The sequence below is a fragment of the Amycolatopsis sp. NPDC104863 genome (assembly GCF_055582965.1).
The window spans coordinates 2,051,688-2,078,095 of record NZ_JBVJOW010000001.1 but is presented as its reverse complement, the minus strand read 5'-3'; the positions used below and the strand labels follow the sequence as shown (position 1 = coordinate 2,078,095).

Genomic DNA, 26,408 nt, shown 5'->3' with positions numbered 1-26,408 from the left:
GCGTCCGGGAGAGGGAGATCAGGTGGCCGGCAAGCGGTTCAGGCCCGTCGTGGCCTTGGCGTCCGCCATCGTCGTGTTCGCCGTGGGCTCGCTGACCCCGGCGTTCGCCGGTGACCTCGCTTCGAAGCCCACGTCGCGGTGGCTCGCCGCGCAGCTTTCGCCCGACGGGACCTTGCAGAACCCGCTCGGCGGCGACCTGCCCGACCACGGCCTGATGATCGACACCCTGTTCGCGATGTACGCCTCCGGGGACGGCGCCCTCGCCGCGCCGATCGTCGAGTACCTCGACCACCACGCCACCGACTACTACACCTGGGACGGCCTCGTCCCGGGCCAGGGCTACGACGCGATCATCACCGGCGGCGCGGCCGCGAAAGTGCTGGTCGCCGCGGAAGTCGCCGGGCGGGACCCGCGATCCTTCGGCGGCCACGACATGGTCGCCGAAACCCTCGGGACGATCGCGCGCTCGGGCGTCGACAGGGGCCGAGTCAGCGACTACTCGAAGAACCCCGACTTCAAGGACTTCGTCAGCAACAACGCCAACATGTTCGGCCAGGCCCTGGCCGTGATCGGGCTGGCCGGCGCCGGCCTGACCGACCGGCTCGCCCTCGACACGATGCTGAAGCAGCAGTGCTCGGAGGGCTACTTCCGGATCTTCTTCGGCCTGATCCCCACCACCGAGACCGGCGACCAGGTGACCCCGGACGGCCACCGGATCTCGACCTGCGACGAGGGCAAGCCGTTCGACCAGGCGCCGCCGGACGGCGACACCACCGGGCTCGCCCTTTCGGCGATGCTCGCCGCCCGCGACGCCGGCGCGGCGAACCTCGACGCGCCCATCACGAAGACCGTGCGGTGGTTGAAGGCGCACCAGACCGCGGGCGGCGGCTGGGGCGGCGGCGTCGGCACCGAAGCGCCCAACACCAACAGCACCGGCCTGATCGTGCAGGCGCTCACCGACGCGGGATGCGTGGACGCCGCGATGACGTCGGGGACGGCTTTCCTCGAGTCCGCGCAGGTGACCGCGGCCGACTCGGGAAACCGGCTGGCCGGCCAGCTCGGCGCCATCGCCTACACCCCAGCCGAATACCGGACCGCCCGCACCACCGGGATCGGCGGCCTGGACACCTGGATCCGCGCGAGCGCCCAGGCCGCGCTCGGCCTGTCCCGGGTCGGGTTCCACGACCTCACCCTGGGACACGCCCCCGTCGCGAAGCAGCCCGACCCCGGTTGCCTCCCGCCCGCCGAAAAGCCGCCGGTGACGGGCAGTCCTGCCGTGACCCCGCCGGTCAGCAAGAAGGCCGGCACCCCCGCGGCCCGGCCCGGTTCACCACCCGGCACCGTGATCGCGCCCGCCGACGCACCGGCGCAGGGCGCCGGACCCACGCCGGCCGACCGGCTCGGTGGTTACCTCGCCGGGCGGCTGGTGGACGGCGATCACGTCGAGGTCACCCAGGACGGCAAGACGTTCGTCGACTACGACCTCACCGCCGATCTGGTGCTCGCCCTGCGCACCCTGGGGCAGCAGCCGGACGCCGTGGCCCGCGCCTCGCGGTTCCTGCTGAACCCGGAGTCGATCAAGGCCTACGCCCACGGCGCGCCCTACGAGCCCGGCGCGGCTTCCTACGCCGAACCCTTGGCAAAGCTGCAGATCATCGCGCGGTTCCTCGAGCCCGGCGGGCCGGTCACCGCGCAGCTGACGCACGACCTCGACGCGGTGCGCACCCCGTCCGGCGAGTTCACCGACACCGGCGAGTTCGCCGACGGGACACGCTCCCTGCAGCGGCACGCGTGGGCGACCTTGGCGACCACCGCGGCGGCGGATCCGACCGCGGCCATCGGCGTTCTGATCACCCAGCAATGCGCGGACGGGCTCTTCCCGGCCGCGTTCACCGGGAAGCCGTGCGCCACCGGGGACCTGGCCGCGACCGCCGTCGCGATCCAGGCGTTGAACGCCAGGCCCCGCACCGGCGCACTGCCCGCCTGGACACCCGGACACCGGCGTGCGCTCGAATCCGCCGCCGCGGCCTTGACCGCGCGCACCGGCGCGGACGGCACGGTCACCGGCGCCGACGGGCAGCCGGACGCCACGCTCACCGCCGTCGTCGCGGGGGGCCGCCAGGCGGCCGGGCTCGACGCGAGCAAGGCCGCGCAGGCGCTCGGCGCCCTGGTGCCGGCCGACGGCGGGCTCCCGAAGGCGCCGGGCGGGCCGGGCGACCCGAGCGCGAGCATCGCGGCGGCGCCCGGGATCGCCGGCCGGACCTGGCTCGATGCCGAGGGCTCGCCGCTCGTCACCGCCGCGCGGCTGCCGCTGACCGACCGGCCGCTCGCCGCCGGGCACGGTCCCGCCATCGCGCAAGCGGCCACGAGCACGTTCTGGCTGGTGACCCGCTTTTCCGGCGCCGCGCTCGTCCTCGTCTTCGCGCTGGCCATGGGCCTGCGCCACCTCGTCAACCGCACATCACGCACCAGGGGGTAACACCATGAGACGCCTTCCCGCACTACTGGCCGGGCTCGCCGTCATGGCCGGACTCGTCATCACCGCGGCGACGCCCGCGTCGGCCGTCGATCCGACGAAGGGCTACAACGGCATCTGCACCGGCAACGACGCCCTCACCGGCGTCACCGTCGTCATCGACTTCCAGGAGCTGGGCGGGGCGACGATGACCCGCTGCTCGCCGAACGCCACCCCGGGCACCGACCGCACCGGCATCCAGGCCCTGCAGGACGCCGGAATCGCCGTCGCCGGCGTCGCGCAGTGGGGCCTGGGATTCGTGTGCCGGCTGGAGGGACGGCCGTCGGCGACCGAGCCGATCCCGGTCTCGGGCAACCCGACCTACAAGGAAGCCTGCGTGCGCACCCCGCCCGCGGGCGCGTACTGGTCGTACTGGAACGCCACCGGCGCGGACACCACCTGGACCTACAGCAGCTACGGCGCCCTCAACCGCAACGTCGTCCCCGGCGGCTTCGAAGGCTGGTCGTTCTCCCTGAACCGCAGTGCCAGCACGAACCCGGTGCCGCGGGTGAGCCCGCGCAACCCGGCGGTCAACGCCACCAACCCGACGGTCGGCCTGTCGATCGACGACCTGGACCGCAAGATCACCCTCGGCCAGAGCACCGCCCTGACCTGGACGTCGACCAACTCCACGACGCTCACCGCGCAGTCGGTCGCCCCGGCCACCGGCGGCGGCGCCTGGTCGGGTTCGCTGGCCGTGCCCGGTGGGTCGAAGACGATCACGCCGACGGCCAAGGGCACCTACACGTACACGATCAAGGCGACCGGCACCGGCGGCACCGTGTACTCGACCGCGACCTTGACGGTGCAATGAGGCGGATTCTCGCGGGCGCGGCCGTCGCGGTGCTGACGGCCGCGCTCACCGCGGGCCCCGCGCACGCGATCGACCAGAGCAAGGGCAAACCCGGCTTCTGCGCGGGCGGCGCCGGTGTCACCGTCGTGATCGACTTCCAGCAGCTCGGCGGCACGACGATCGTGCGCTGCGACCCGCAGACCGGCCGCGGCACCGGCCTGGACGCACTGAAGAACGCCGGGTTCCAGATCGCCGGCGTCCAGCGCTGGGGTGAGGCGTTCATCTGCCGGATCGAGAACCGGCCGTCCGCGGTCGAAGAGATCCCGGTCAAGGGCAACGAGCACTACCAAGAGACCTGTGTGGACACCCCGCCGGCCGCGGGCTACTGGTCGTACTGGCACGCCGGGAACAACTGCGCCTGGGAGTACAGCCAGTGGGGCGTGAAGAACCGCGACTTCACCCCGAGCGGGTTCGAAGGCTGGTCGTTCTCGCTCAACGCCACGGCCGACAGCAACCCGGTCCCGAGGATCGCCCCGGTCCGGCCCGGCACCGGCGGCGAGGGCTGCACTACCGCCGCCGAGCCCGCACCGAGCTCGAACGACGTCAACGAAAAGCAGCAGCCGGGCGGTGCCGCCAACGGCAAGACCGGGGGCACGGCTGCCGGGCAGGGAGCACCGTCCGCGGGACCGCAGGCGACATCGGGTGCACCGGACGCGGATCCGGCGAGCAGCCGTGCGTTGCCGCCGCCCAAGCCGCGGCCCGGTGGTGGCGCGCAGGGGGCTCCGGATCCGGCGAAGAACGTCGTGTTCACCGGCGGGGAGCAGGCTCCCGACGTCGACCAGGCGATCAGGGACCAGGCCGGGGCGAGTGACTACGCACCCTGGGTGGCCGGGGGAGCGGTCGTGCTGCTGGTCGCCGCCGCGTGGTTCACCGCGCGCCGTCGCAAGCGGGCGCGGGAAGGGTGATGGCCGGGACGTACTTCCTGCCCCGCGACCTGCACCCGGGGGCGTGGTGGGTGTGGGCGCTCGGGCTGGCCGTCGCGGCCGGCCGGACGACGAACCCGTGGCTGCTGCTGACGATCTGCGCGGTGCTCTGCTATGTCGTCATCGCGCGGCGGGCGGACGCGCCGTGGGCGATGGCGTTCCGGATGTACGCCTACCTCGCCGCGGTCATCGTCGGGGTCCGGGTGTTCTTCCGGATCGTCTTCGGCGGCGCCGAGGGCGCGACGATCATCCTGCACCTGCCGGAAATCCCGCTGCCCGCGTGGGCGGCGGGCATCCGGCTGCTCGGCGACGTCTCCGCCGAGTCGGTGCTCGGCGGGCTCTACGACGGCCTGCGGCTGGCGACCATGGTGCTCTGTCTCGGCGCGGCGAACGCGCTGGCGAACCCGAAACGGCTGCTCAAGGCCATGCCGCCGGCGCTGTACGAGATCGGGACCGCGGTGATCGTCGCGCTGTCGGTGTTCCCGCAGCTGGCCGAGAGCGTCCAACGCGTCCACCGCGCCCGGAAGCTGCGCGGTGGCGCCCGGGGACGGCGGTTCCGCGCCCTGCACGCGGTGATCATCCCGGTACTGGAAGACGCGCTGGACCGGTCGTTGCAGCTCGCGTCCTCAATGGACTCCCGCGGCTACGGCCGGGCCGGAGTCGTGAAGGCCCGCGCCCGCCTGCTCACCGGGACGTTGATGATCACCGGGCTGATCGGCGTCTGCGTCGGCGTCTACGCGACCCTCGACGGCTCGACCCCCCGGTTCCTCGCGACGCCGTTCCTCGTGGTGGGACTGGTTCTCGGCCTGATCGGGTTCCGGACCGCCGGGACCCGCGTCCGGCGCAGCCGCTACCGGCCCGATCGCTGGCACCCGGCCGAGTTCGTCACCGCGCTGAGCGGGATCGGCGTGGCCGCGGTCCTGTTCGCGACGTCCAGTGTGGACCCGACGAACCTCAACCCGTCGCTGAGCGCCTTGTCCTGGCCCCTGTTGTCCTGGCTGCCGCTCGCGGGTGTGCTCGTCGGGGTGCTGCCTGCCTTCTTCACCCCGCCGCCCGCACTGCCGTTCGAAGCCGAAGCGGTGCCCGAACCCGAGAAAGTTCCCGCATGATCGAGCTGGACCGCGTTTCCTTCTGGTACCACGGGCAACCGGAACCGGTCCTCGCCGACGTCACGCTGTCGATCGGGGAGGGAGAGCTGGTGCTCGTGGCGGGCCGGACCGGGTCGGGGAAGTCGACGCTGCTCGGGACGTTCAACGGCCTGGTGCCGCACTTCACCGGCGGCCACCTCGAAGGCACGGTGTCGGTCGAGGGTGTCACCACGCGGGAGCGGCCGCCACGGGAGTTCGCGCACCTCGTCGGCGTGGTCGGGCAGGATCCTTTGGCGGGGTTCGTGACCGACGTCGTCGAGGACGAACTGGCGTACGGGATGGAACAGCTCGGCCTGGCGCCGCAGGTGATGCGCCGCCGCGTCGAGGAAACCCTGGACCTGCTGGGCATCGCCGAGCTGCGCCGCCGTCCACTGAGGACACTCTCGGGCGGGCAACAGCAGCGCGTCGCCGTCGGATCGGTGCTGACCATGCACCCGAAGGTCCTCGTGCTCGACGAGCCGACCTCGGCGCTCGACCCGATCGCGGCGGAGGAGGTCCTCGCGACGCTGGCCCGGCTCGTGCAGGACCTCGGCACCACGGTCGTGCTGGCCGAACACCGGATGGAACGGGTGATCCCGTTCGCCGACCGGATGCTCTACGTTCCCGGCGACGGCAGCGTCGTCGACGGAACCCCGCCGGAGATCCTGCGCACCACGCCGATCGCGCCGCCGATCGTCCGGCTCGGCCGCCTCGCCGGGTGGGAGCCGCTGCCGATGTCGGTGCGCGACGCCCGGCGGGTCGCCCGGCCGTTGCGTGCCCGCCTCGGCGTGCGCCCTGACCCGAGGCCTCCCGAACCGGCGGAACCGGTGTTGACGGCGTCGGGGGTCGTCGTGCGGTACGGGCCGGTGGTCGCGGTGCGCGGGCTCGACCTCGCCCTCTATCCCGGCCGGGTCGTCGCGATGATGGGCCGCAACGGCTCCGGGAAGTCGTCGCTGCTGTGGGCCCTGCAGGGCTCCGGCCCGCGCCAGGGCGGCAAGGTCCGCGCGGGCGGCGCCGACCCGGGGGAGCTGCCGAGCGCGAAGGCGCGCAAGGTTGTCGGGCTCGTCCCGCAGACCGCGAGCGACCTGCTCTACCTCGAGTCCGTGGCCGCCGAGTGCGCCGCGGCCGACGCCGAATCGGGAGCCGAGCCGGGCGCCTGCCGGGGGCTGCTCGACCGGCTGGCGCCCGGCATCGACCCGGCGCGGCATCCGCGTGACCTCTCGGAGGGGCAGCGGCTGTCGCTGGTGCTGGCGGTGCAGCTGTCCGCGTCACCGTCGATCATGCTGCTCGACGAGCCGACCCGCGGCCTCGACTACCCGGCCAAGGCGGCCTTGGCGGCGATGATCGCCGGACTGGCCGCCGAGGGGCGCGCGGTGGTCGTGGCCACGCATGACGTCGAGTTCGTCGCGACGGTCGCCGACCGGGTCGTGGTCATGGCCGAGGGCGAGATCGTCACCGACGGCGGCACCGCCGAGGTGCTCGGCGGCTCCCCGGCGTTCGCGACGCAGGTGGCCAAGATCCTCGGCGACGGCTGGCTGACCGTCGCCGAGGTGGAAGCGGCGGTCTCGTGATCCGCCACTGGGGACGCGCCGACCAGGCGGTGCGCGTGGGTCCGCGGTCGGCCGTGGTGCTCGGGCTGGCGTCGCTGGCCGGGCTGATGATGTTCGTCTGGCCGCTGCTGGTCCGCGTCGAGCCGCAGAGCATGCAGCACGGGCCGGACGCGCCGTTCATCTTCTTCGGCATCCTGCCGATCCTGATCGTCATCGTGCTCGCCGAGCTGTCCGAAGGCGGCATGGACGCCAAAGCCCTCGCGATGCTCGGGGTGCTGTCGGCGGTCAATGCGGCCCTGCGACCGCTCGGCGCGGGCACCGCCGGGATCGAGACCGTGTTCTTCGTGCTGGTGCTGGCCGGCCGCGTCTTCGGCGCCGGGTTCGGGTTCGTGCTCGGCTGCACGTCGTTGTTCGCTTCGGCGTTGCTGACCGCCGGGGTCGGGCCGTGGCTGCCGTTCCAGATGCTGTGCTCGGCGTGGATCGGCATGGGCGCGGGCCTGCTGCCGCGTCGGGTGACCGGCAAGGCCGAGATCGCGATGCTCGTCGGCTACGGGATCGTCGTGGCGTACCTGTTCGGGTTCCTGATGAACCTGTGGTTCTGGCCGTTCATCACCGGCGCCGAAGTCCCGTACTACCACGGCCACATCTCCTACGTGCCCGGGGATCCGGTGGGGGAGAACCTCCATCGTTTCGCCGTCTTCACCCTGCTGACCTCGACCGCGGGCTGGGACGCCGGCCGCGCGATCACCAACACCGCGGCGATCCTCGTGCTCGGCCCGGCGGTGCTCGCCACGCTGCGCCGGGCGTCGCGCAAAGCGTCCTACGGCGTCGCACCGAGCTTCGCCGAGATTCCGACGGAAAGGCAGAAACTGTGAAACTGCGCCACCTCACGGCCGTGCTGGCCACGGTCACCGCCGCCGCGCTCGTCGTCCCGGCACCGGCGTCCGCGACCACTCCGGTCAAGCAGAGCGCCGACGTCGCCGCCGGCTGGCTCGCCAGACAGCTGGTCGACGGCGACCACCTCGTCACCGTCTTCGGCGGCGTGGCTTATCCGGACACCGGCCTGACGATCGACGGCATTCTCGCCTTCGCGTCGGCCGGCGTGGCGAACACGGCCGCCGGCCGCGCGACCACCTACGTGGCCACGAACCTCGCCGGCTACATCGGCGACGGCGTCACCGAGTCCTACGCGGGCGCCACCGCCAAGGCCGCACTGGCCGCCGAGGTGCGGGGCCTGAACCCGGCGTCGTTCGGAGGCACCGACCTGCCGACGCGCCTGCGAGCGCTGCTCACCCCGTCCGGGCGGTTCTCCGACAGGTCGCAGTTCGGCGACTTCAGCAACGCGTTCTCCCAGTCCCTGGCGATCATCGCGCTCGACCGGACCCCAGGCCACGCGCCCACGTCAGCGGCGGACTTCCTGGCCGGCACACAGTGCGCCGACGGCGGCTTCCCGCTCGACTTCGGCGCGACGCCGTGCGTGAGCGACACGGACTCGACGGCGATGGTCGCCCAGGCACTGCAGGCGACCGGCCGGATCGCCAAGTCCCAGCAGGGCTTGGCTTGGCTGGCGAGCAAGCAGCAGGCGGGCGGCGGGATTTCGGTGGGTTCCGGTGACCTCGCGGTCGCGCCGAACGCCAACACGACCGGCCTGGCCGGCCAGGCGTTCCGCGCCGGCCTGCGGCTCGCGGCGGCCCAGAAGGCCAAGACGTTCATCGCCGGTCTGCAGGTCGGCTGCGCGGGTGTCCCGGCGAACCGCGGTGCGGTCGCCTACGACGCCACCGGGTACAACGCCGACACCGTCGTGCGCGCCACGACACAGGCGGTCCTCGGTCTCGGCGGCCGCGGCCTTGCGCAGCTCACCTCGGCCGGCTCGTCGGCCGCGGAGCCGGTCCTCACCTGCCCGTGACGTCAGTGCGGGTTGCCTGGACGCAGAGCGTTCCGGCAACCCGCGGACCGACGTCACTGCCGGTCAGATCGCCGGCGGAGCGCGTGCCGGCGGGCGAGCTGAAGACCGATTTCGAGACGACGAGCCACGCCCGAGCACTTGAGCCGGCGCGCGGATAGCATCGTCGGCATGCAGACCGCGGCCGGTGTTGTTCTCGCGGGTGGGCGCTCCACCCGCATGGGACAAGCCAAGGCCGACCTCGAATGGCACGGCTCGACGCTGCTCTACCGCACCACCGCCCTGCTGACCCGGACGCTCGACGGCCCCGTGGTCGTCGTCGCCGCGCCCGGGCAGGAGCTGCCCGCCCTTCCGCGCGGCGTGCGCGTCGTGACCGATCCGGTGGAGGGCCTCGGGCCGATGCAGGGCCTCGCGGCCGGATTCGCGGCCGTTGCGCAAGAGGCGCCGGTCGCGTTCGCGTGCTCGGTGGACATGCCGTTCCTGCACCCGGCGTTCGTCCGCCGCGTGCTGCGCGGGCTGGCCGACACCGGCGCCGACATGCTCCTGCCGGTCGCTCGCGGGTTCCGGCAGCCCCTCGCCGCGGGCTACCGCACCGAGCTGGCCGGGCTGATCGCGAAACTGGTGACCGAAGGCGATCTGCGTCCCGGCATGCTGGCCAAGCACTGCAACGTGGCGAAGCTCGAAGAGGACCAGCTCCTCGACGACAGCGCCCTCAAACGCGACGACCCGACCCTCGAATCCGTCGTGAACGTCAACACCCCCGAGGACTACGCGGCGGCCCGGGCCAGGCCACCGGCCGAGGTCACCATTGAATGCTTCGGCTCCCTGGCCCGCGGCGACGGCCATCGCCCCCGCCAGGTCCCCGCGGCGACGCTCGGCGCAGCCGCCGAAGCGGCCGAACTCACCCTCGACCGGCACATCGTGGCCGCGCTCAACGGCGACCAGGTGACCCGAGACCCGCTGCTCCCGCTGGTCGCCGGCGACGCCGTGGCGTTCCTGTCGGCCGACGCCGGCGGCTGACCAAGCCTGGACATAGCGCTTACAGTCGAGGTCATGGCGCCAGGTGGCTTCTTCGGTCGGGCGCTGATCGTCGAGATCAGCGGACGGGCCGCGACCTGGACGCCCCTCGAGCTCGACGACCGCGTCCTGCGCGCCTACCTCGGCGGAGTCGGGCTCGGCACCTGGCTGATGCACCGCCTCGCCCCGCCCGGCGTCGACCCGCTCGCGCCGGAAGCACCCCTCGCCTTCGTGTTCTCCTCGCTCGTGGGCACCCCGCTGACCACGAGCGCGAAGTTCGCCGTCGTCGCGAAGTCGCCGTTGACCGGCCTGCTCACCGACGCGCTCGCGTCCAGCCAGTTCGCCATCGCCGGCAAGCTCACCGGGCACGACGCGCTCGTGCTGCGCGGGCGCGCGGACGAGCTGTCAGTGCTGCTGATCGACGGCGACGGCGCGCGGCTCGAACCCGCGCCGGAGCTCGCCGGTCTGTCGGCCGACCAAGCCGAGAAGACGGCGCGAGCCCAGTACGGTCGGGGCTGGCGCACCGCGGCGATCGGACCCGCGGGGGAGCGTGGCGTGCGGTACGCGACGGTCAGCCACGACGGCCGCCACGCCGGACGCGGCGGGCTCGGCGCGGTGCTCGGCGCCAAGAACGTCAAGGCCGTGCTCGTGCGCGCGGCGACCAAGGTGGCCGTCGCCGACCAGGCCGCGGTGCTCGCTGCCGCTCGTGATCTGCGTAAGCGCAGCTTCGGTCCGGCCACAGCGAAGTACCGCGAACTCGGCACTCTCGCCAACCTGTTGGCGTTCAACGCGGTCAACACCTTGCCGACGCGCAACTTCACCGCCGCGACGTTCGAAGCCGCGCCCCGGCTCGCCGCGGAGGAGCTGCACGAGATGCGGACGGTGGCGCGCAACAGCTGCGCGTCCTGCACCATCGGCTGCGAGCACATCTACTCCCGCAAGGGCGGCGGCAGCCAGCGGATCGAGTACGAGAACGTCTTCGCGCTCGGCCCGCTGTGCGGGGTTTCGGAGCCCGACGACGTGTTCGCGGCCAGCGCCAAGTGCGACGAACTCGGGTTGGACACCATCTCCGCCGGCGGCACCATCGCCTGGGCGATGGAGTGCGCCGAGCGCGGCCTCATCGACGCCCCGTGGCTGCGGTTCGGCGACGGCGCGGCGCTCCTGCGCGCCCTGGACGCCATCGGGGCCCGCACGCCAGGTCTCGGAGAGCTGCTCGCGCAAGGCTCACGCCGCGCGGCCGCGGTCGTCGGGCAGGGATCGATCGACTTCGCGCCGCAGGTCAAGGGCCTGGAGCTGCCCGGATACGAGCCGCGCACCCTGCAGTCGATGGCGCTCGGCCTCGCGGTCAACGCCCGCGGCGCCGACCACAACCGCTCCGGCGCCTACGAAGCCGATCTGTCCGGCGAGCTGGACCGGCTGGACGGCGGGGCCGCGCACGTGGCCGCCGCCATCGGCACCGAGGACCGCGCCGCCGTGATGGACTCGATGATCCTGTGCAAGTTCCTGCGCGGTGTCTTCACCGACCCGTTCACCGACTGGGCCGCGCTCCTGGCCTCCGTCACGGGCTGGGACATCGACGCCGAGGAACTGCACACCGCCGCCCGCCGGATCGTGCGGGCCAAGCGCGCGTTCAACCTGCGCGAAGGCGCGACGGCCGCCGACGACACCCTGCCGCCGCGGATGCTCGAGACGCCGTTGGAGCTGTCTTCGGGACGTCAGGCGACGCTGACGGCCGAGCGGCTGAACACGATGGTCTCGGGCTACTACGCCGCCCGCGGCCTCGATCCGTCCGGGAGGGTGGTCCAGAAAGACCTGGCGGATCTGCTGATCGATGTATTGTAGACGGTATACCGTTGCTGACGGAGGTCGACGATGACAGCTGTCGAAGAGTCCCGCACGTCCGTCCGGACCGTCACGGCCTCGATCGACGGCCGGTCGGTGACCGTGCCCGAGGGCACGACCATCTACAACGCGGCGAAACAGGCAGGCGTCGACATCCCGGTGCTGTGCCACGACGAGCGCTACGACCCGGTCGGCGTCTGCCGGATGTGCGTGGTCGACACCGGCGGCCGCGTGTTCGCCGCGGCCTGCGTGCGCCCGTGCGAAGACGGCATGGAGGTCAAGACCGCGACGCCGGAGCTGGAGCGCAACCGCGCGACCCTCACCGAGCTGCTGCTCTCCGACCAGCCGCCCCGGGCCGAAGACCCGAAACAGACCACCACCGGCGACAACCTGCTGCTGGACCTCGCCGACCGGTTCGACGTCGCCCGCGAGACCACCGACCTGCCGTGCGGGTCCGGGCGCGGCCACGACGCGTCGAACCCGGTCATCGAGGTGAACCACGACGCCTGCATCCTCTGCGACCGCTGCGTCCGGGCCTGCGACGACATCCAGGGCAACGACGTCATCGGCCGCTCTGGCAAGGGCTACTCGACCACGATCGCCTTCGACCTCAACGACCCGATGGGCGCCAGCTCGTGCGTCACGTGCGGCGAATGCGTCCAGGCCTGCCCGACCGGCGCCCTGACCAACAAGGCGATCAACAACATCCCGATCCGGCCGCGCGAGGAGCTCGACGCGGTCGACAGCGTCTGCCCGTACTGCGGTGTCGGCTGCGCGCTGACCTACTACGTGGACCGCGAACGGGACGCGATCGCCTACGCCGAAGGCCGCGACCAGCCCGGCTCGAAGAGCAGACTGTGCGTGAAAGGCCGCTACGGCTGGGATTACGCCGCTTCGCCGCAGCGGCTCACCGTGCCGCTCATCCGCGTCGACTCGTCGTACCCGAAGGGGCCGCTGTCGGCGGACGTGCGCGGTGACAACGACAACGACCGCGGACGCGGAGGAGGCGGCGGGAACCGCAGCGGCGGCAAGCGCGGCCGCGACGGCCGGCGCAAGCCCGGCGGCCTCGTCGACTACGACGAGGTCCTGCCGCACTTCCGCGAGGCGACCTGGGAAGAGGCCATGGACCTCGTCGCCCGCCGCCTGAAGGAGATCCACGCGGCCGGCGGGCCGGGCGCGATCGCCGGGTTCGGCTCGGCGAAGTGCTCCAACGAAGAGGCCTACCTCTTCCAGAAGCTGATCCGCGCCGGCTTCGGCACCAACAACGTCGACCACTGCACCCGGCTGTGCCACGCCTCCTCCGTCGCGGCGCTGTTCGAGGGCGTCGGCTCCGGCGCCGTGTCGACCACCTACAGCGACGTCGTCAACGCCGACGTCGTGATCATCACCGGCTCGAACCCGACGGCGAACCACCCGGTCGCGAGTTCGTTCTTCAAGCAGGCTCGCCGCCGCGGCACGAAGATCGTCTACGTCGACCCGCGCGCCAGCACCGTGTCCGAACACGCCGACTACCACTGCCAGGTCAAACCCGGCACGGACGTCGCGTTCTACAACGCGCTCATGCACGAGGTGATCCGTCTCGGCAAGATCGACCGCGAGTTCATCGCCGCCCGCGTCTCCAACTACGACGAGCTGGCCCGCACCGTCGCGGACTACCCGCCCGAGCGCGCGGCCCAGATCACCGGCGTGGACGCCGACCTCATCCGCGAAGTCGCCCGCGTCTGGGGCGAAGCGGGTTCGGCGGTCATCTACTGGGGGATGGGCATCTCCCAGCACACCACCGGTACCGACAACGCGCGCTGCCTGATCGCGCTGTGCTCGATCACCGGCAACGTCGGCCGCCCCGGCACCGGCCTGCACCCCTTGCGCGGGCAGAACAACGTCCAGGGCGCGTCCGACGCCGGGCTGATCCCGATGTTCTACCCGGACTACCAAGGCGTGGAAAAGGCCCGCGAGCGGTTCGAAGAGGCTTGGGGTACCACCCTGGATCCGAACCGCGGCCTGACGGTCACCGAGATCATCGGCTCGGTCCTCAAGCCCGACGGGGTCCGGGGGATGTACATGCTCGGGGAGAACCCGTTCCTGTCCGACCCGAACATCAACAAGGTCCGCAAAGCGTTGTCGGCGTTGGACTTCCTGGTGGTGCAGGACATCTTCCTCACCGAGACCGCCGAGTTCGCCGACGTCATCCTGCCGGCGTCGTCGTACCTGGAGAAGAACGGCAGCTACACCAACACCGACCGCCGGGTCCAGCTCGGCCGCAAGGTGATGGACCCGCCCGGCCAGGCGCGGGTGGACTGGGAAATCATCCAGGACATCGCGCAGCGCATCGGCCTCGACTGGTCCTACACGGACCCGAGCGAGGTCTTCGACGAGATGGTCGCGCTCATGCCGTCGTACGCGAACCTGCGCCACGACAACCTCGGCCTGTCCGGAAAGCTTTACCCCAACGCCGATCCCGAGCACTCGGACGGCACGGTGGTGCTGTTCGACGAGCGGTTCAACACCGACGACGGCCTCGCGCACCTCGTCCCGGCGCAGTGGCTCCCGGCGAAGGAACTCCCGGACGCCGAGTACCCGCTGGTGCTCAACACCGGCCGCCTACTGGAGCACTGGCACACCGGCTCGATGACCCGCCGGTCGTTCGCGCTGGACACGATCTCGCCGATCGCCGAGGTGTACATGCACCCCAAGGACGCCGCCGACCGCGGGCTCGCGCACGGCGAACGGGTCCGCGTCCGGTCGCGTCGCGGCGAGATCGAGCTGCAGGTGCGCATCTCCCACCGCGAGCAGCAGGGCAACTGCTTCATCCCGTTCCACTTCCGGGAGGCGGCGGCGAACCTGCTGACGATCGACGCGATCGACCCGTACGGCAAGATCCCGGAGTTCAAGTTCTGCGCGATCCAGGTGGAAGCGCTGGGAGTCACGGAATGACCCTGAGCCGTGTCCCTGGCGTCGAAGCGCGGGCCGGGAAGTTCCCCGGACCGTCGCTGATCCCGGAGCTGAACGCCATCCAGGCCCGCCTCGGCTGGCTGCCGCGGGAGGAACTGGAGCAGCTGGCGCGCGAAACGCGGCGGCCTCGGTACGAGATCGAAGGCCTCATCTCGTTCTACCCGCACTTCCGCACCACGCCGCCGGCGAAGGTGTCGCTGCACGTCTGCCACGACCTCTCGTGCTGGTTGCGTTCGGCCGACGACCGCATCGCCGAGCTGCGCGAGCGCTACGGCGAGGACACCGACGTCGAGCTGGTCGAGGTCTCCTGCCTGGGCCGCTGCGACGTCGCCCCCGCAGCCGCCGTCAACGAGCGTCCGGCGCCGGTCGGCGACGTCGACGCGCTCGTGACCGCCGCCCGGGACACCGGTGCGGGGGAGGCGGAGGCGGAGAGCCGCACCGAGCCGTGGCCGAACGACCCGTACCCGGTGGGAGCGGAGCGGTACGCGAGCCTGCGCGCGCTGCTGGCCGGTGACCTGGCCGCGGACGACGTCGTCGCGACGCTGGAGGCGTCCGGGCTGCGCGGCATGGGCGGCGCCGGGTTCCCGACCGGGCGCAAGTGGGGCCTGGTCGCCGGCGCCGAAGGCGACCTCAAGTACGCGATCTGCAACGCCGACGAGTCCGAGCCCGGCACGTTCAAGGACCGGCAGATCCTCGCCGACCAGCCGCACCTGGTGCTGGAGGGGCTGCTGCTGGGCATGGCGGTGATCGGCGCCGAGCTGGGCTGGGTGTTCATCCGGCACGAATACGGCCCGGAAGAGCGCGTGCTGCGCGCGGAGATCGACGCGCTGCGGGAGGCCGGCGTCATCGGGCCCGACGCCTGCGGGAGCGGCCGCCGCCTGGAGCTGGACGTGTTCGTCTCGCCCGGCGGGTACATCCTCGGGGAAGAGACCGCGCTTCTGGAGTGCATGGAGGGCCACCGCGGGGAGCCGCGCAACAAGCCGCCCTTCCCCGGCGGCTACGGCTTGCACGGGCGTCCGACGCTGATCAACTCGGTCGAGACGTTCGCCGACGTCCCCGTGATCCTGCAGCGCGGCGCCGACTGGTGGGGCGAGCAGGGCAAGGGCGACTCGGTCGGCTGGAAGTTCTTCGCCGTCTCGGGCCACGTCGAGCACCCCGGGGTCTACTGCGTGCCGATGGGGACCACCGTCCGGGAGCTGATCGACCAGGCCGGGGGAGTCCTCGGCGGCGCGGCGGTCGAGGCGGTGCAGCCGGGCGGGGCGTCGTCCAACTTCATCGGCCCGGACCAGCTCGACCTCGCCCTGGACTTCGGCACGCTGGCCGAAGCGGGCACGATGCTCGGCTCGGGCGCGCTGGTGGTGCTGGCGGAGGGCACCGACCTGCTGGCCGCGTCGACGAACGTCCTGCGGTTCTTCCGCAACGAGTCCTGCGGCAAGTGCGTGCCGTGCCGGGTCGGTTCCACCAAGGCACACACGTTGCTCAGCGGTGTGCTCGACTCCGGCACGTCCACATTGGACGAAGCGCAGCGGGCGCGGATCCTGCAGCTGGAGGAGGCGATGCGCAAGACGTCCATCTGCGGGCTCGGGCAGGTCGCGCTGGGGCCGGTGGTGTCGGTGCTGGGCCTGGACAAGGGCGGCGCCGCGGCCCGCGAGCAGCCGCGCCAGTGAGCGGACGGGAGTTCTTCACCGCGCGTACCGTCGCCGAGGCCCTTGCCGGGTTCCGCCCGGCGCACCGCACACCGATCGAGGACGTCCCCCTGGATGCCGCGTTGCACCGGGTGCCCGCCGGTGAAGTGGTTGCCCCTGCACCGTTGCCGGGGTTCGCTCGATCCACAGTGGACGGATACGCCGTGCGAGCCGCCGACACCTACGGCGCGTCCGAGGGATTGCCGAGCTACCTCGACCTGCTCGGCGCGGTGACGATGGGCGCGGCCCCCACGGTCGCCGTCCGGGCCGGTGGCTGCGTCGCGATGCCCACGGGCGGGGTGCTGCCCGACGGCGCGGACGCGGTCGTGATGGTCGAGTACACCGCGGAGACGATGCCCGGCACCGTCGAGATCACCCGCCCGGTCGCGCCCGGCGGCGGCATGGTGCGCGCCGACGAGGACGTCGCGGCCGGCGCCGCCCTCGTTCCGGCCGGACGGCCGCTGCGAGCCCCGGACCTCGGCCTGCTCGCCGCCGCCGGGGTCACCACCGTCGCGGTGCACGCCCGGCCGCGCGTCGCGATCATCTCCACCGGCGACGAGGTCGTGCCTCCCGACACCGCGAAGCTGCGGGCGGGTCAGGTCCGCGACGCCACCGCGTCCGCGCTCGCCGGCCTGGTCGCCGACGCCGGGGGCGAGCCGGTCTTCGCGGGCATCGTGAGCGACGAACCCGGCGCGCTGAAGAACCGGCTGACGGAAGTCCTGCCCGGCGCCGACCTCGTCGTCGTGTCGGCCGGTTCGTCGGTCGGGGCCCGCGACGAGACGGCCGGTGCGGTCGCCGCGATCGGCGACGTCTGGTGCCACGGACTCGCCATCAAACCCGGCAAACCCACCCTGCTCGCCGACTGCGGCGGCATCCCGCTCGTCGGCTTGCCCGGCAACCCGCTGTCCGCGCTGGTGGTGTTCGGCCAGCTCGGCGTCCCGCTGCTGTGGCGGCTGGCTGGGTGCGAGTCGCCGCCTCCGCTGCCCACGACCCGGGCCCGGCTGTCGCGCAACCTGGCGTCCGCCACGGGACGGCTGGACATCGTGCAGGTCACGGTGCGCGACGGCGTCGCCGAGCCGCTGTTCGGCCCGTCGGCCCTGCTGTCGGTCCTGGTTAGGGCCGACGGTTACGTCGTGATCCCGGAGCCCGCGACCGGCCTGGACGCCGGCGCGGACGTCGAAGTGGTGTTGTACCGATGACAGCCGAGAGCCCGTTCGTCTCCGACGTCCCCGCAGAGCGGGCCCGCGCCGCGTGGCGGGAGGCCCGGGCTGTGGCCGGGTGTCCGGCGCGGGTCGAGGTGGTGTTGTACCGATGACGGCCGAGAGCCCGTTCGTCTCCGACGTCCCTGCCGAGCAGGCCCGCGCCGCGTGGCGGGAGGCGCGGGCTGTGGCCGGGTGTCCCGCGCGGGTCGAGGCGGTGCAGGTGCCGGTCGGCGGAGCGGTCGGGCGGGTGACGGCCGAGCCGGTTTGGGCGACGCGGTCGTCACCGGCGTTCGACTCCGCCGGCATGGACGGCATCGCGGTCCGGGCGGCCGACACGGTCGGGGCGGCCGAGACCACGCCGGTCCTGCTGGCTCCCGGCTGCTTCGAGGTCGTCGACACCGGTGACCCGCTCCCGCCCGGCTACGACGCGGTCGTCATGCGCGAGCACGTGCACCACACCGCCGGCGGCGCGGCCGAGCTGCGCGCGGGGGTGCCGCCGTATCAGCACGTCCGCTCGATCGGCGAGGACATCAGCGCCGCCGAGCTGCTGCTGCCCCAGGGGCACCGGCTGCGGCCGGTCGACGTCGCCGCGTGCGCCGCGGCCGGCGCCACCACGCTTGCGGTCCGCCGGGCGCCGGTGGTGGCGATCGTGCCGACGGGCGACGAGATCCGGCCGATCGGTGCCGAGCTGGCGCCGGGGGACATCCTCGACACAAATTCGCTCATGCTCGCCGCGCAGGCCCGTGAAGCCGGGTGCGAGGCCCGCGTCACCGAGATCGTCCCCGACGACCCGGCCGCGATCGCCGCTATGGTGCGCACCGCGGCCACCGACGCGGACCTCGTCCTGCTCATCGCCGGCTCCAGCGCCGGCCGCGACGACTACACCGCGCGGGTCGTCGCCGAGACGGGCTCGCTCGCCGTCCACGGCGTCGCCGTCCGGCCGGGACATCCGGTGGTGCTGGGCACCGTCGGCGCTACTCCGATCGTCGGCGTGCCGGGCTATCCCGTGTCGGCCGCGCTGACCTTCGACATCTTCGCCGCGCCGCTGCTGGCCGAGCTCGAAGGCGCGGCTCCTCGTGAACGGCCGTCGGCGACCGCGCGGCTCGCGCGCAAGCTGCCGTCCGCGCTCGGCACGGACGACTGGGTCCGGGTCCGGCTCGGCCGCGTGCACGACCAGGTCGTCGCCACGCCTTTGCCGCGCGGCGCGGGAGTGCTGACCTCGCTGGTCCGCGCCGACGGGCTGCTCGTCGTCCCGGCCGGGCTCGAAGGTCACCACGCCGGCGAGGAGGTCCGCGTCGAGCTGCTGCGCGGGCTCGCCGACATCGGCCGCACGATCGTCGCGATCGGCTCGCACGACCTGGTCCTCGACCTCGCGGCGTCCGCACTGCGTGCGACGGACCCGCTGATCACGCTGGCGTCGTCGAACGTCGGATCGCTCGGCGGTCTCGTCGCGCTGCGCGACGGCCTGTGTCACATCGCCGGCTCCCACCTCCTCGACCCGGCGACGGGCGAGTACACGCTGTCCTATGTGGACAAGTTGTTCGGTCCGGACGCCGACATCGCGGTGGTCCGGCTCGTCCACCGCGACCAGGGCCTGCTCGTCACCGCAGGCAACCCCCTCGGGCTCACCGGCATCGGCGACCTCACCCGGCCGGGGCTGCGCTACGTGAACCGCCAGCGAGGCGCGGGCACCCGCGTCCTGCTCGACCACGAGCTGGCCCAGCGCGGCATCGACCCGGCCGAGGTGCCCGGGTACGCCCGCGAGGAACACACGCACCTGGCTGTCGCCGCGGCGATCGCAGCGGGGCGCGCGGACACCGGCCTGGGCATCCTGGCCGCTGCCCGCGCGTTCGGGCTGGACTTCGTCCCGGTCGCGCAGGAGCCGTACGACCTCGTGCTCCGTACCCGCGACCTCGACAGCGCCCAGCTCCGGCCACTGTGGACGCTGCTTGAGAACGCGGATTTCTTGACAGAGGTGGAGAAACTCGGCGGCTACTCCTGCGCGGAGACCGGCCGCAGGATCCGTCCCCTCGGCTTTAGGTAAGAAATATAAAAGAAATAGTAATGCCTGATACTCCGTCCGCCGTTCTTAAGATCACTCCAACGGCCGATGGTCACCGTGGAGAGAGCGGTTACATTTCCCCCCGACGACCGATGATTCGGCCGTCGCTCGCTCAGGGGGAGGATCTGCCGTGTCCGGTGGGATCGGTTGTGCGCGAAGAGTCTCCGGTTTCCGAATTCTGACGGTTTTGCTCAGCGTGCTCGTGTTGCTCGGCGCGACCACATCCGTGGTCGGAGCGACGCCGAAACCGCCGGCGCCGCCGCGGTCCGCGGTACCGCCGAAACCGGCGGACTTCGGTCCGGACGCGGCGAAATCCGCCGACGTCACGGTCGACGGCTACGGCGACGCGCAGGGCTACCACCTCGAACTGGGCCGGGAGGCCGCCGGGTTCGCGTGGCAGGAGGTCGCCCTCCTCCACCCGGCCGGGTTCGACGACGGTTCGTGGACCGGCTACCAGTGTGTGTCCGGCGACGGGAAGTACGCCGCGGTCGCGATCCTGCCCGGCTCGGCCGTGAACACCCAGGCCGCGCGAGACCACGGCGCGTTCGCCTACTCCGTCGACCTCGGCAGCGGCGCCGTGCGCCCGCTGGCCGGCGGTGTCGGCCTCAAGTACTACTCGCCCGGCTGCGGCACCGGCGACGCGGCGGTGTTCACCGTCGCCCTCGACGGGCAGACCCGGCTGCTCACGGCGAACCTGACCACCGGCCGGATCGACGCGGACGTGACCACGCCGGGGCAGCTCACCTCCGCCGTGCCGACCGCCACCGGCGTCGTCGGCGTCGCGGGCAGCAGGGTGGTTTCCGTGCCGGCCAAGGGGAATCCGGTCGTCGTGGCCACCGCACCCGGCGACGTCTACGACGTGCGCCCGGCCGCCGACGGTGGGGTCAGCTTCCTGCACACCCAGCCCGGCACGCACACCGCGACCGCCGCACACGAGCACGCCGGGGCCGTCACCCCGCTCGGCTCCGGCGACCTGAGCCGGGTGCAGCTGTTCCAGGGCCGGGCCGGGCACGCCGTGCTGTCCGGCGCGACCCCGGCGGCGCCTGGAGCGCTGGCCGCGGCGGGCGTGCGCAGCGTCGGCGACGGCGGGCTCGCGCACGGCGCTGAAGCGTCCTCTTTGGACGGCGACGCGCTGCTCGGCCCGGACGCCGACGGGCAGAAGCCCACTCACGCGTTGCTGGCGACGAAGACCGGAAAGGTGCTCGCCCCCGCCCTCCCGGCTGCCGTCAAGTCCGCCGCCACCGCCGTGCCCACGTATTCGGCCGCGCCGAAGCCCGCCCAGGCCCCGCACGCCAACCGGTTGAGCCCGAAGGCCGACGCGGCTCCGGCGACCGCGAACTCCGCGCAGGCGCAGACGCCGAAGTGCGCGGTGCCGCCGCTGAACGCCAACCGCCAGGTCATGCAGCCGAACCCGGCGCAGGTCAACTGGGCCGTCCAGCTGGCCGAGCAGGGCCTGCTGACCGGCAGCGCGTACACGCGCCCGGCCGGGTTCGGCAACCTGGGCCTGGTCGCCTACGCACCGAACAGCGACTTCCCGCTGATCCCGCTGTCGCACCCGGCCGGTGGCACGAACACGGTGCCCCGGTCGATCTTCGAGGGCATCATGGCCCAGGAGTCGAACTGGTCGCAGGCCTCCTGGCACGCCCCGGCCGGCACCGCGGGCGACCCGCTGATCGCCAGCTACTACGGCGCGGGCGGCGACATCGTCTCGATCAACTACGCCGCGTCCGACTGCGGCTACGGGATCAGCCAGGTCACCGACGGCATGCACCTCGGCGACCACTCGCTGTCCGAGCACGGCCAGTGGAAGGTCGCGGTCGACTACCAGGAGAACATCGCCGCCGGCCTGCAGATCCTCGAGACCACCTGGAACCAGCTCTACACCGCCGGGATCACCGCGAACAACGCCGACCCGCGGTACCTGGAGAACTGGTACTTCGCGGCGTGGGCGTACAACTCGGGCATCCAGCCGAACGCGGCCAACGGCAACACGACCGGCTGCACCCCCGGCCCGTCCTGCACCGGTCCGCACGGCACGTGGGGCCTGGGCTGGACCAACAACCCGGCCAACCTGGACTACCCGCCCAACCGCGACCCGTACCTGCAGGACACTTACGCCGACGCGGCGCACCCGGCGAGCTGGCCGTACCAGGAACGCGTGCTCGGCTGGACCGCGAGCCCGCTGATCCGCTACGGCAGCGCGGCGTACGCGAAGCCGACCTACAACGGTGGTCAGCACTGGGTGCAGCCCGCGCCGTTCACCGCGATGTGTTCGCTGTCCGCCAACCAGTGCGACCCGAACGCCACCAACCCGACGACCCCCGGCGCCAGCCACTGCATGCTCGACGACTTCCAGTGCTGGTGGCACAACCCGGTGACGTGGATCCCCAGCTGCGCGACGACGTGCGCGACCAGCCCGTATGCGGTCTCGGGCGGAAGTGAACCCGCGAACCCGACGCAAAACCCGCCCACCTGCAACCAGGACACGGCGAAGGTGCCGAGCGGCTCGATCATCGTCGACGACGAGCCGAACCGGCTGAACCTGCAAGGCTGCGGGAGCGCGAACTGGTCGAGCAACGGCACGTTCACCTACACCTACGGCACCAACTCCGCGGGTGACCCGATCGGCGCGATCGACACCCACCAGCTCGGCACCGGTCTCGGCGGCCGCGTCCTGTTCACCCACACCGAGAACGGTGCGAACCCGGCACTGATCAACACCGGCGTGTGGACGCCGAACCTGCCGTCACTGCAGTACTACAAGGTGAAACTGCACCTTCCCGGCCTCGGCGCGGAAGCCACGAACGTCGTCTACACCATCAACCCCGGCGGTGGTGTCGCGCCGTGGAAGATCCGGGTCAACCAGGCCTGGAACTCCGAGCAGTGGGTGACCATCGGCACGTTCGCCATGCAGAACGGCGGCAACGTCACCCTCAACAACAACGGCAGCTCCCAGGACCAGGGCGGGTTCGGCTTCTCCGACTTCGACGTGGCGTTCGACGCGGTCGCCTTCGTCCCGCAGGGCGGCACACCGGGCCAGCCCATCGGCGGCCCGCCCGGGGTACAGGACGAGCCGAAGGGGTCCAACCCGTCGTGGGTGCAGTGCGGGTGTGGCCGGCGGACCGCGGGCGACCCGGTCGACACGGCGACCGGTGCGTTCGGCGAGGACTTCACCGACCTCAGCACACCCGGCCGCCTGCCGCTGGAGTTCAAGCGCAGCTACGCCGAGAGCGTCGCCGATCCCAACGGGCCCAACAAGGCACTCGCCGCCGACGGGCCGTTCGGCTGGGGCTGGACCGACTCCTACAACCTCACCTCCGCGACCGACGGCGTCACCGGGAACGTCACGGTGAAACAAGAGGACGGGTCCGCGGTCACGTTCGTCGCCGCCGGCGGCGCCTACACGGTGTCGGCGCCGCGGTACGACGCGACACTGGTCAAGTCCGGCACCACGTACGTCTACACGCGTCGCGGCAGCCAGGTCTTCACCTTCGACGTCGCGAGCGGGCGCCTGACGGCCGTGACGGACCTGGCCGGGAGCAAGGCTTCCCCGCCTTACCAGACGGCCCTCGCCTACGACGGGGCCGGCCACCTGGCCACCATCACCGACCCCGCGCACCGCGGCTACACGCTGACCTGGACCGGGAACCACATCACGGCGCTGACCGACTCCGCCGGCCGCAAAGTCACCTACGGCTACGACGGCGCCGGAAACCTCACCGACGTCTACGGCGCCGGCACCACCCGGACACCGTCCACCTTGGACGACGACCACGCCCGGTACGCCTACGACGGCAACCACCTGATGACGTCGATGCGCTCACCGGCGAACTTCGCCGGCCCCGCGACCGCGGTCACCGCGATGACGTACGACAGCGACGAACGCGTGAAGACCCAGACCGACCCCGACAACCACACCACGACGTTCACCTACGGCCCGGACGGCGGCCTGGCCGCCGGCCAGACCCTGGTGACCGACCCGGCCGGGCACAAAACGCTCGACTCGTACCAGAACGGGCTGCTGGTTTCGGAGACGAAGGGCTACGGCACCCCGGACGCCGGGACCACCGCGTACACCTACGACCCGGTGACCCTCGGGGTGAGCACCCGGACCGACGCCGACGGCGACCTGACCACCTACACCTATGACGACCACGGGAACCGCACGTCGGAGTCCGACGCGCTCGGCTTCACGACCGACTACGTGTACGACGACGCCGGGAACCTCCTCGAGACCATCGATCCCGGCGGCGTCGCGACGGTGAACCAGTACGACCAGGCCGGCCACGTCCCGTCGGGTGTCTCGGGAGTCCACGACCTCACCGCCACCACCCGGACGAAGGCGAACAACGTCGTCGAGTCCACCACCGGGAACTTCGGCACGGCGCCGGCGCGGACGGCGACGTACTTCTACGACGACGCGGCCCACCCCGGAGACCGGACCCGGGTGACCGACCCGAACGGCAAGACCACGACGACGGCGTTCGACGCCTTCGGCGACAAGGTGTCGGAGACCGACGGGGCCGGGGACAAGACCCAGTACGGCTACGACACCGGGACCGGTTTCCTGACGTCCCAGGTGGACGGCAACGGCACGGCCGCGGGTGTCGTCCCCGGCTGCACACCGCCGGCCAAGGGCTGCACGACCTACGGCCACGACGCCCACGGCAACGTCACATCGACCACCGACCCGCTCGGACGCCGAAGCACCACCGCCTACGACGCCGACTCGAACAAGAAGTCGGTCACCGACGCGAACAACCACACGACGGCGTGGACCTACGACGCGGCCGGCCGGCCGATCAGGACCACGAACGCCGACACCAGCACCCAGGTGACCGACTACAACACCGACGGAACCGTAGCCGACACCCTCGACGGCCTGAACGCCGAGACCACCTACGGCTACGACGGACAGGGCCGGCGGAGCTCACGCACCGACCCGGATCACCGTGCCACGACGTCGCACCTGGATCCGGCGGGCCGCGTGCTCACCACGACCGACCCGGCCGGCCGGGTCACCACCTTCGGCTACGACGCGACCGGCCGGACGACGTCGGTGTCCTATTCGGACGGAGTCACCCCGGGCGTCACCTTCGGCTACGACCCGTCGGGCCGGAAGATCTCCATGAGCGACGGCACCGGGAGCTCGACCTGGACGTACGACACCTTCGGCGAGGTCGTCGCCCAGACCCAGGGGTCGGGAGCGACGGCCGGGTACGGCTACGACGACAACGGCAACCAGACGTCGATCACGTACCCGGGCCGCGCCACGGCAGTGGTCCGGACCTTCGACGACGCCGAGCGGCTCAAGACCGTGACGGACTGGAACACGAACAAGACCACCTTCGGGTACGACAACGACGGCGGGGTCAAGACCACGGCCTACCCGAACGGAACCACCGTCACCAACGGCTACGACGACGCGGCCAGGCTCGCCACCACGTCGGCCGTCACCGGCGCCACGACGGTGTTCTCGATGAGCTTCGGACGGGATCCGGTGGGGCAGCTCGCGTCCAGCCAGACGGGGACGGCGTCGCAGACCTACGGCTACAACGCGAAGAACCAGCTGGCCGCCGAAGGCGCGACGACCTACGGCGTGGACGCGGCGGACAACCCGACCAAGGTGGGCGGCACCACCCAAGCCTTCGACGCGGCCGGGCAGCTGTGCTGGGCCCTGCCGTCCGGCACGGTCGCGAACCCCACCTGCGGCACGGTTCCCGGCGGCGCGACGACGTACACGTCGGATGGCGTGGGCGGCCGGAAGACGGCGGGCTCGACGACGTTCACCTACGACCAGGCGGAACGGCTGACGGCGACCGGCGGCGCGACCTACCGGTACGACGGGGACGGCCTCCGGGTCGCGAAGACCGTCGGCGGCGCCACGACGACGTTCGTCTGGGACGCGGGGCAGACCCCGGGCCTGCTCGCCGACAGCACGAACGCCTACCTGTACGGCCCCGGCGGCGCGCCGATCGAACAGCTCGGCGCGAGCGGTTCCGCGTGGTTCGTGCACGACCAGGTCGGGTCGACCCGGGCTCTGCTCGACGCCTCGGGCGCGGTGACCGGCACCTACTCCTACACCCCTTACGGCGTGGCGGCCCACGGCGGCGCGGCGGCCACCCCGCTGCAGTTCACCGGGCAGTTCGCCGACGCGGAGTCCGGTCTGGTGTACCTGCGGGCCCGCTACTACGACCCGGCGACGGCGCTCTTCCTGACGGTGGACCCGAAGGTCGACCAGACGCACGCGCCGTACGCCTACACCTCCGACAACCCGCTCAACCTGACCGACATCACCGGACTGAGCTGGTGGAACCCGTTCAGCTGGTCCGCGGACACCTGGAGCACCATCGGCACCTACGCCGGTTACGCGGGGCTCGCGGTCGACGCGGTCGGCCTCGGCCTGGCGACGTTCGGCGTCGGCGACGTCCTGATCGGGGGAGCGGTGACGGTGGGCGTGGTCGCCGATGTCACCGCCACCGCGCTCGGCGCCGTGAGCACCGGCGTCACGTGCTGGCAGCACCCGGTCAGCATCGGATGCGGCCTGGGGATCCTGTCGACCGGGCTCGGTGCGATCGGCACCTGGGCGGATTGGGGCTTCGCGCCCGGTTCGTGGGGCATGTTCGCCAACCTGAACTCGCTCACCTCGGGCATCGCGGGCACGGTCTGGGGACTGAACGAGTCCGCCGGCGGCGGTGGCGGTGGTGGCGGCACCGCCGCACCCGCGCCGCGCACGTATTCTCCTTATGGGGGGCGGGCGATCGTCTGCTGACACGA

14 protein-coding genes are annotated in these 26,408 nt (G+C 72.2%); all 14 read left to right on the top strand.

Annotated elements, in window-relative coordinates; genetic code table 11:
- The first annotated feature begins 22 nt into the window (after positions 1–22).
- The 14 genes from ACZ63J_RS09210 to ACZ63J_RS09145 all read left to right on the top strand — a co-directional run bounded on the left by ACZ63J_RS09210 (position 23) and on the right by ACZ63J_RS09145 (position 26,403).
- Positions 23–2,479: a hypothetical protein gene (locus tag ACZ63J_RS09210; RefSeq protein WP_465398760.1), complete on the top strand. Its 2,457-nt coding sequence runs from the start codon at positions 23–25 to the stop codon at positions 2,477–2,479.
- 4 nt (positions 2,480–2,483) lie between these two features.
- Positions 2,484–3,329: a hypothetical protein gene (locus ACZ63J_RS09205; RefSeq protein WP_465398759.1), complete on the top strand. Its 846-nt coding sequence runs from the start codon at positions 2,484–2,486 to the stop codon at positions 3,327–3,329.
- Positions 3,326–4,273 (top strand): ABC transporter substrate-binding protein, encoded by a 948-nt coding sequence (locus ACZ63J_RS09200; RefSeq protein WP_465398758.1) that lies wholly within the window; start codon positions 3,326–3,328, stop codon positions 4,271–4,273. The genes ACZ63J_RS09205 and ACZ63J_RS09200 overlap by 4 nt, the downstream gene beginning before the upstream one ends.
- Positions 4,273–5,400, top strand: coding sequence for an energy-coupling factor transporter transmembrane component T (locus tag ACZ63J_RS09195; RefSeq protein ID WP_465398757.1), 1,128 nt, complete (start codon positions 4,273–4,275; stop codon positions 5,398–5,400). The genes ACZ63J_RS09200 and ACZ63J_RS09195 overlap by 1 nt, the downstream gene beginning before the upstream one ends.
- Positions 5,397–6,989, top strand: coding sequence for an ABC transporter ATP-binding protein (locus ACZ63J_RS09190; RefSeq protein WP_465398756.1), 1,593 nt, complete (start codon positions 5,397–5,399; stop codon positions 6,987–6,989). The genes ACZ63J_RS09195 and ACZ63J_RS09190 overlap by 4 nt, the downstream gene beginning before the upstream one ends.
- Positions 6,986–7,843: an ECF transporter S component family protein gene (locus ACZ63J_RS09185; protein ID WP_465398755.1), complete on the top strand. Its 858-nt coding sequence runs from the start codon at positions 6,986–6,988 to the stop codon at positions 7,841–7,843. The genes ACZ63J_RS09190 and ACZ63J_RS09185 overlap by 4 nt, the downstream gene beginning before the upstream one ends.
- Positions 7,840–8,874 (top strand): peptidase, encoded by a 1,035-nt coding sequence (locus ACZ63J_RS09180; RefSeq protein ID WP_465398754.1) that lies wholly within the window; start codon positions 7,840–7,842, stop codon positions 8,872–8,874. Before ACZ63J_RS09185 ends, ACZ63J_RS09180 begins: the two co-directional genes overlap by 4 nt.
- Before the next feature lie 168 nt (positions 8,875–9,042).
- Positions 9,043–9,891 carry a molybdenum cofactor guanylyltransferase gene (gene mobA, locus ACZ63J_RS09175; RefSeq protein ID WP_465398753.1) on the top strand — a complete coding sequence of 283 codons (849 nt, stop codon included), beginning with the start codon at positions 9,043–9,045 and terminating at the stop codon, positions 9,889–9,891.
- Between the two features lie 33 nt (positions 9,892–9,924).
- Positions 9,925–11,730: an aldehyde ferredoxin oxidoreductase family protein gene (locus ACZ63J_RS09170; protein ID WP_465398752.1), complete on the top strand. Its 1,806-nt coding sequence runs from the start codon at positions 9,925–9,927 to the stop codon at positions 11,728–11,730.
- Positions 11,731–11,760: 30 nt separating this feature from the next.
- Positions 11,761–14,664, top strand: a complete 2,904-nt coding sequence (fdhF, locus tag ACZ63J_RS09165) for a formate dehydrogenase subunit alpha (RefSeq protein ID WP_465398751.1) — start codon at positions 11,761–11,763, stop codon at positions 14,662–14,664.
- The gene (locus ACZ63J_RS09160) at positions 14,661–16,349 is read left to right on the top strand and encodes an NAD(P)H-dependent oxidoreductase subunit E (protein WP_465398750.1); all 1,689 of its coding nucleotides are present in this window, start codon (positions 14,661–14,663) and stop codon (positions 16,347–16,349) included. The genes fdhF and ACZ63J_RS09160 overlap by 4 nt, the downstream gene beginning before the upstream one ends.
- The gene (locus ACZ63J_RS09155; protein WP_465398749.1) at positions 16,346–17,566 is read left to right on the top strand and encodes a molybdopterin molybdotransferase MoeA; all 1,221 of its coding nucleotides are present in this window, start codon (positions 16,346–16,348) and stop codon (positions 17,564–17,566) included. Before ACZ63J_RS09160 ends, ACZ63J_RS09155 begins: the two co-directional genes overlap by 4 nt.
- 112 nt (positions 17,567–17,678) lie before the next feature.
- Entirely contained in the window at positions 17,679–19,613 is a 1,935-nt protein-coding gene (locus ACZ63J_RS09150; RefSeq protein ID WP_465398748.1) for a molybdopterin biosynthesis protein, read from the top strand.
- Between the two features lie 214 nt (positions 19,614–19,827).
- A complete protein-coding gene (locus tag ACZ63J_RS09145) occupies positions 19,828–26,403 on the top strand; it encodes an RHS repeat-associated core domain-containing protein (protein ID WP_465398747.1) in 6,576 nt (2,191 codons plus the stop codon).
- The last annotated feature ends 5 nt before the right edge of the window (positions 26,404–26,408 follow it).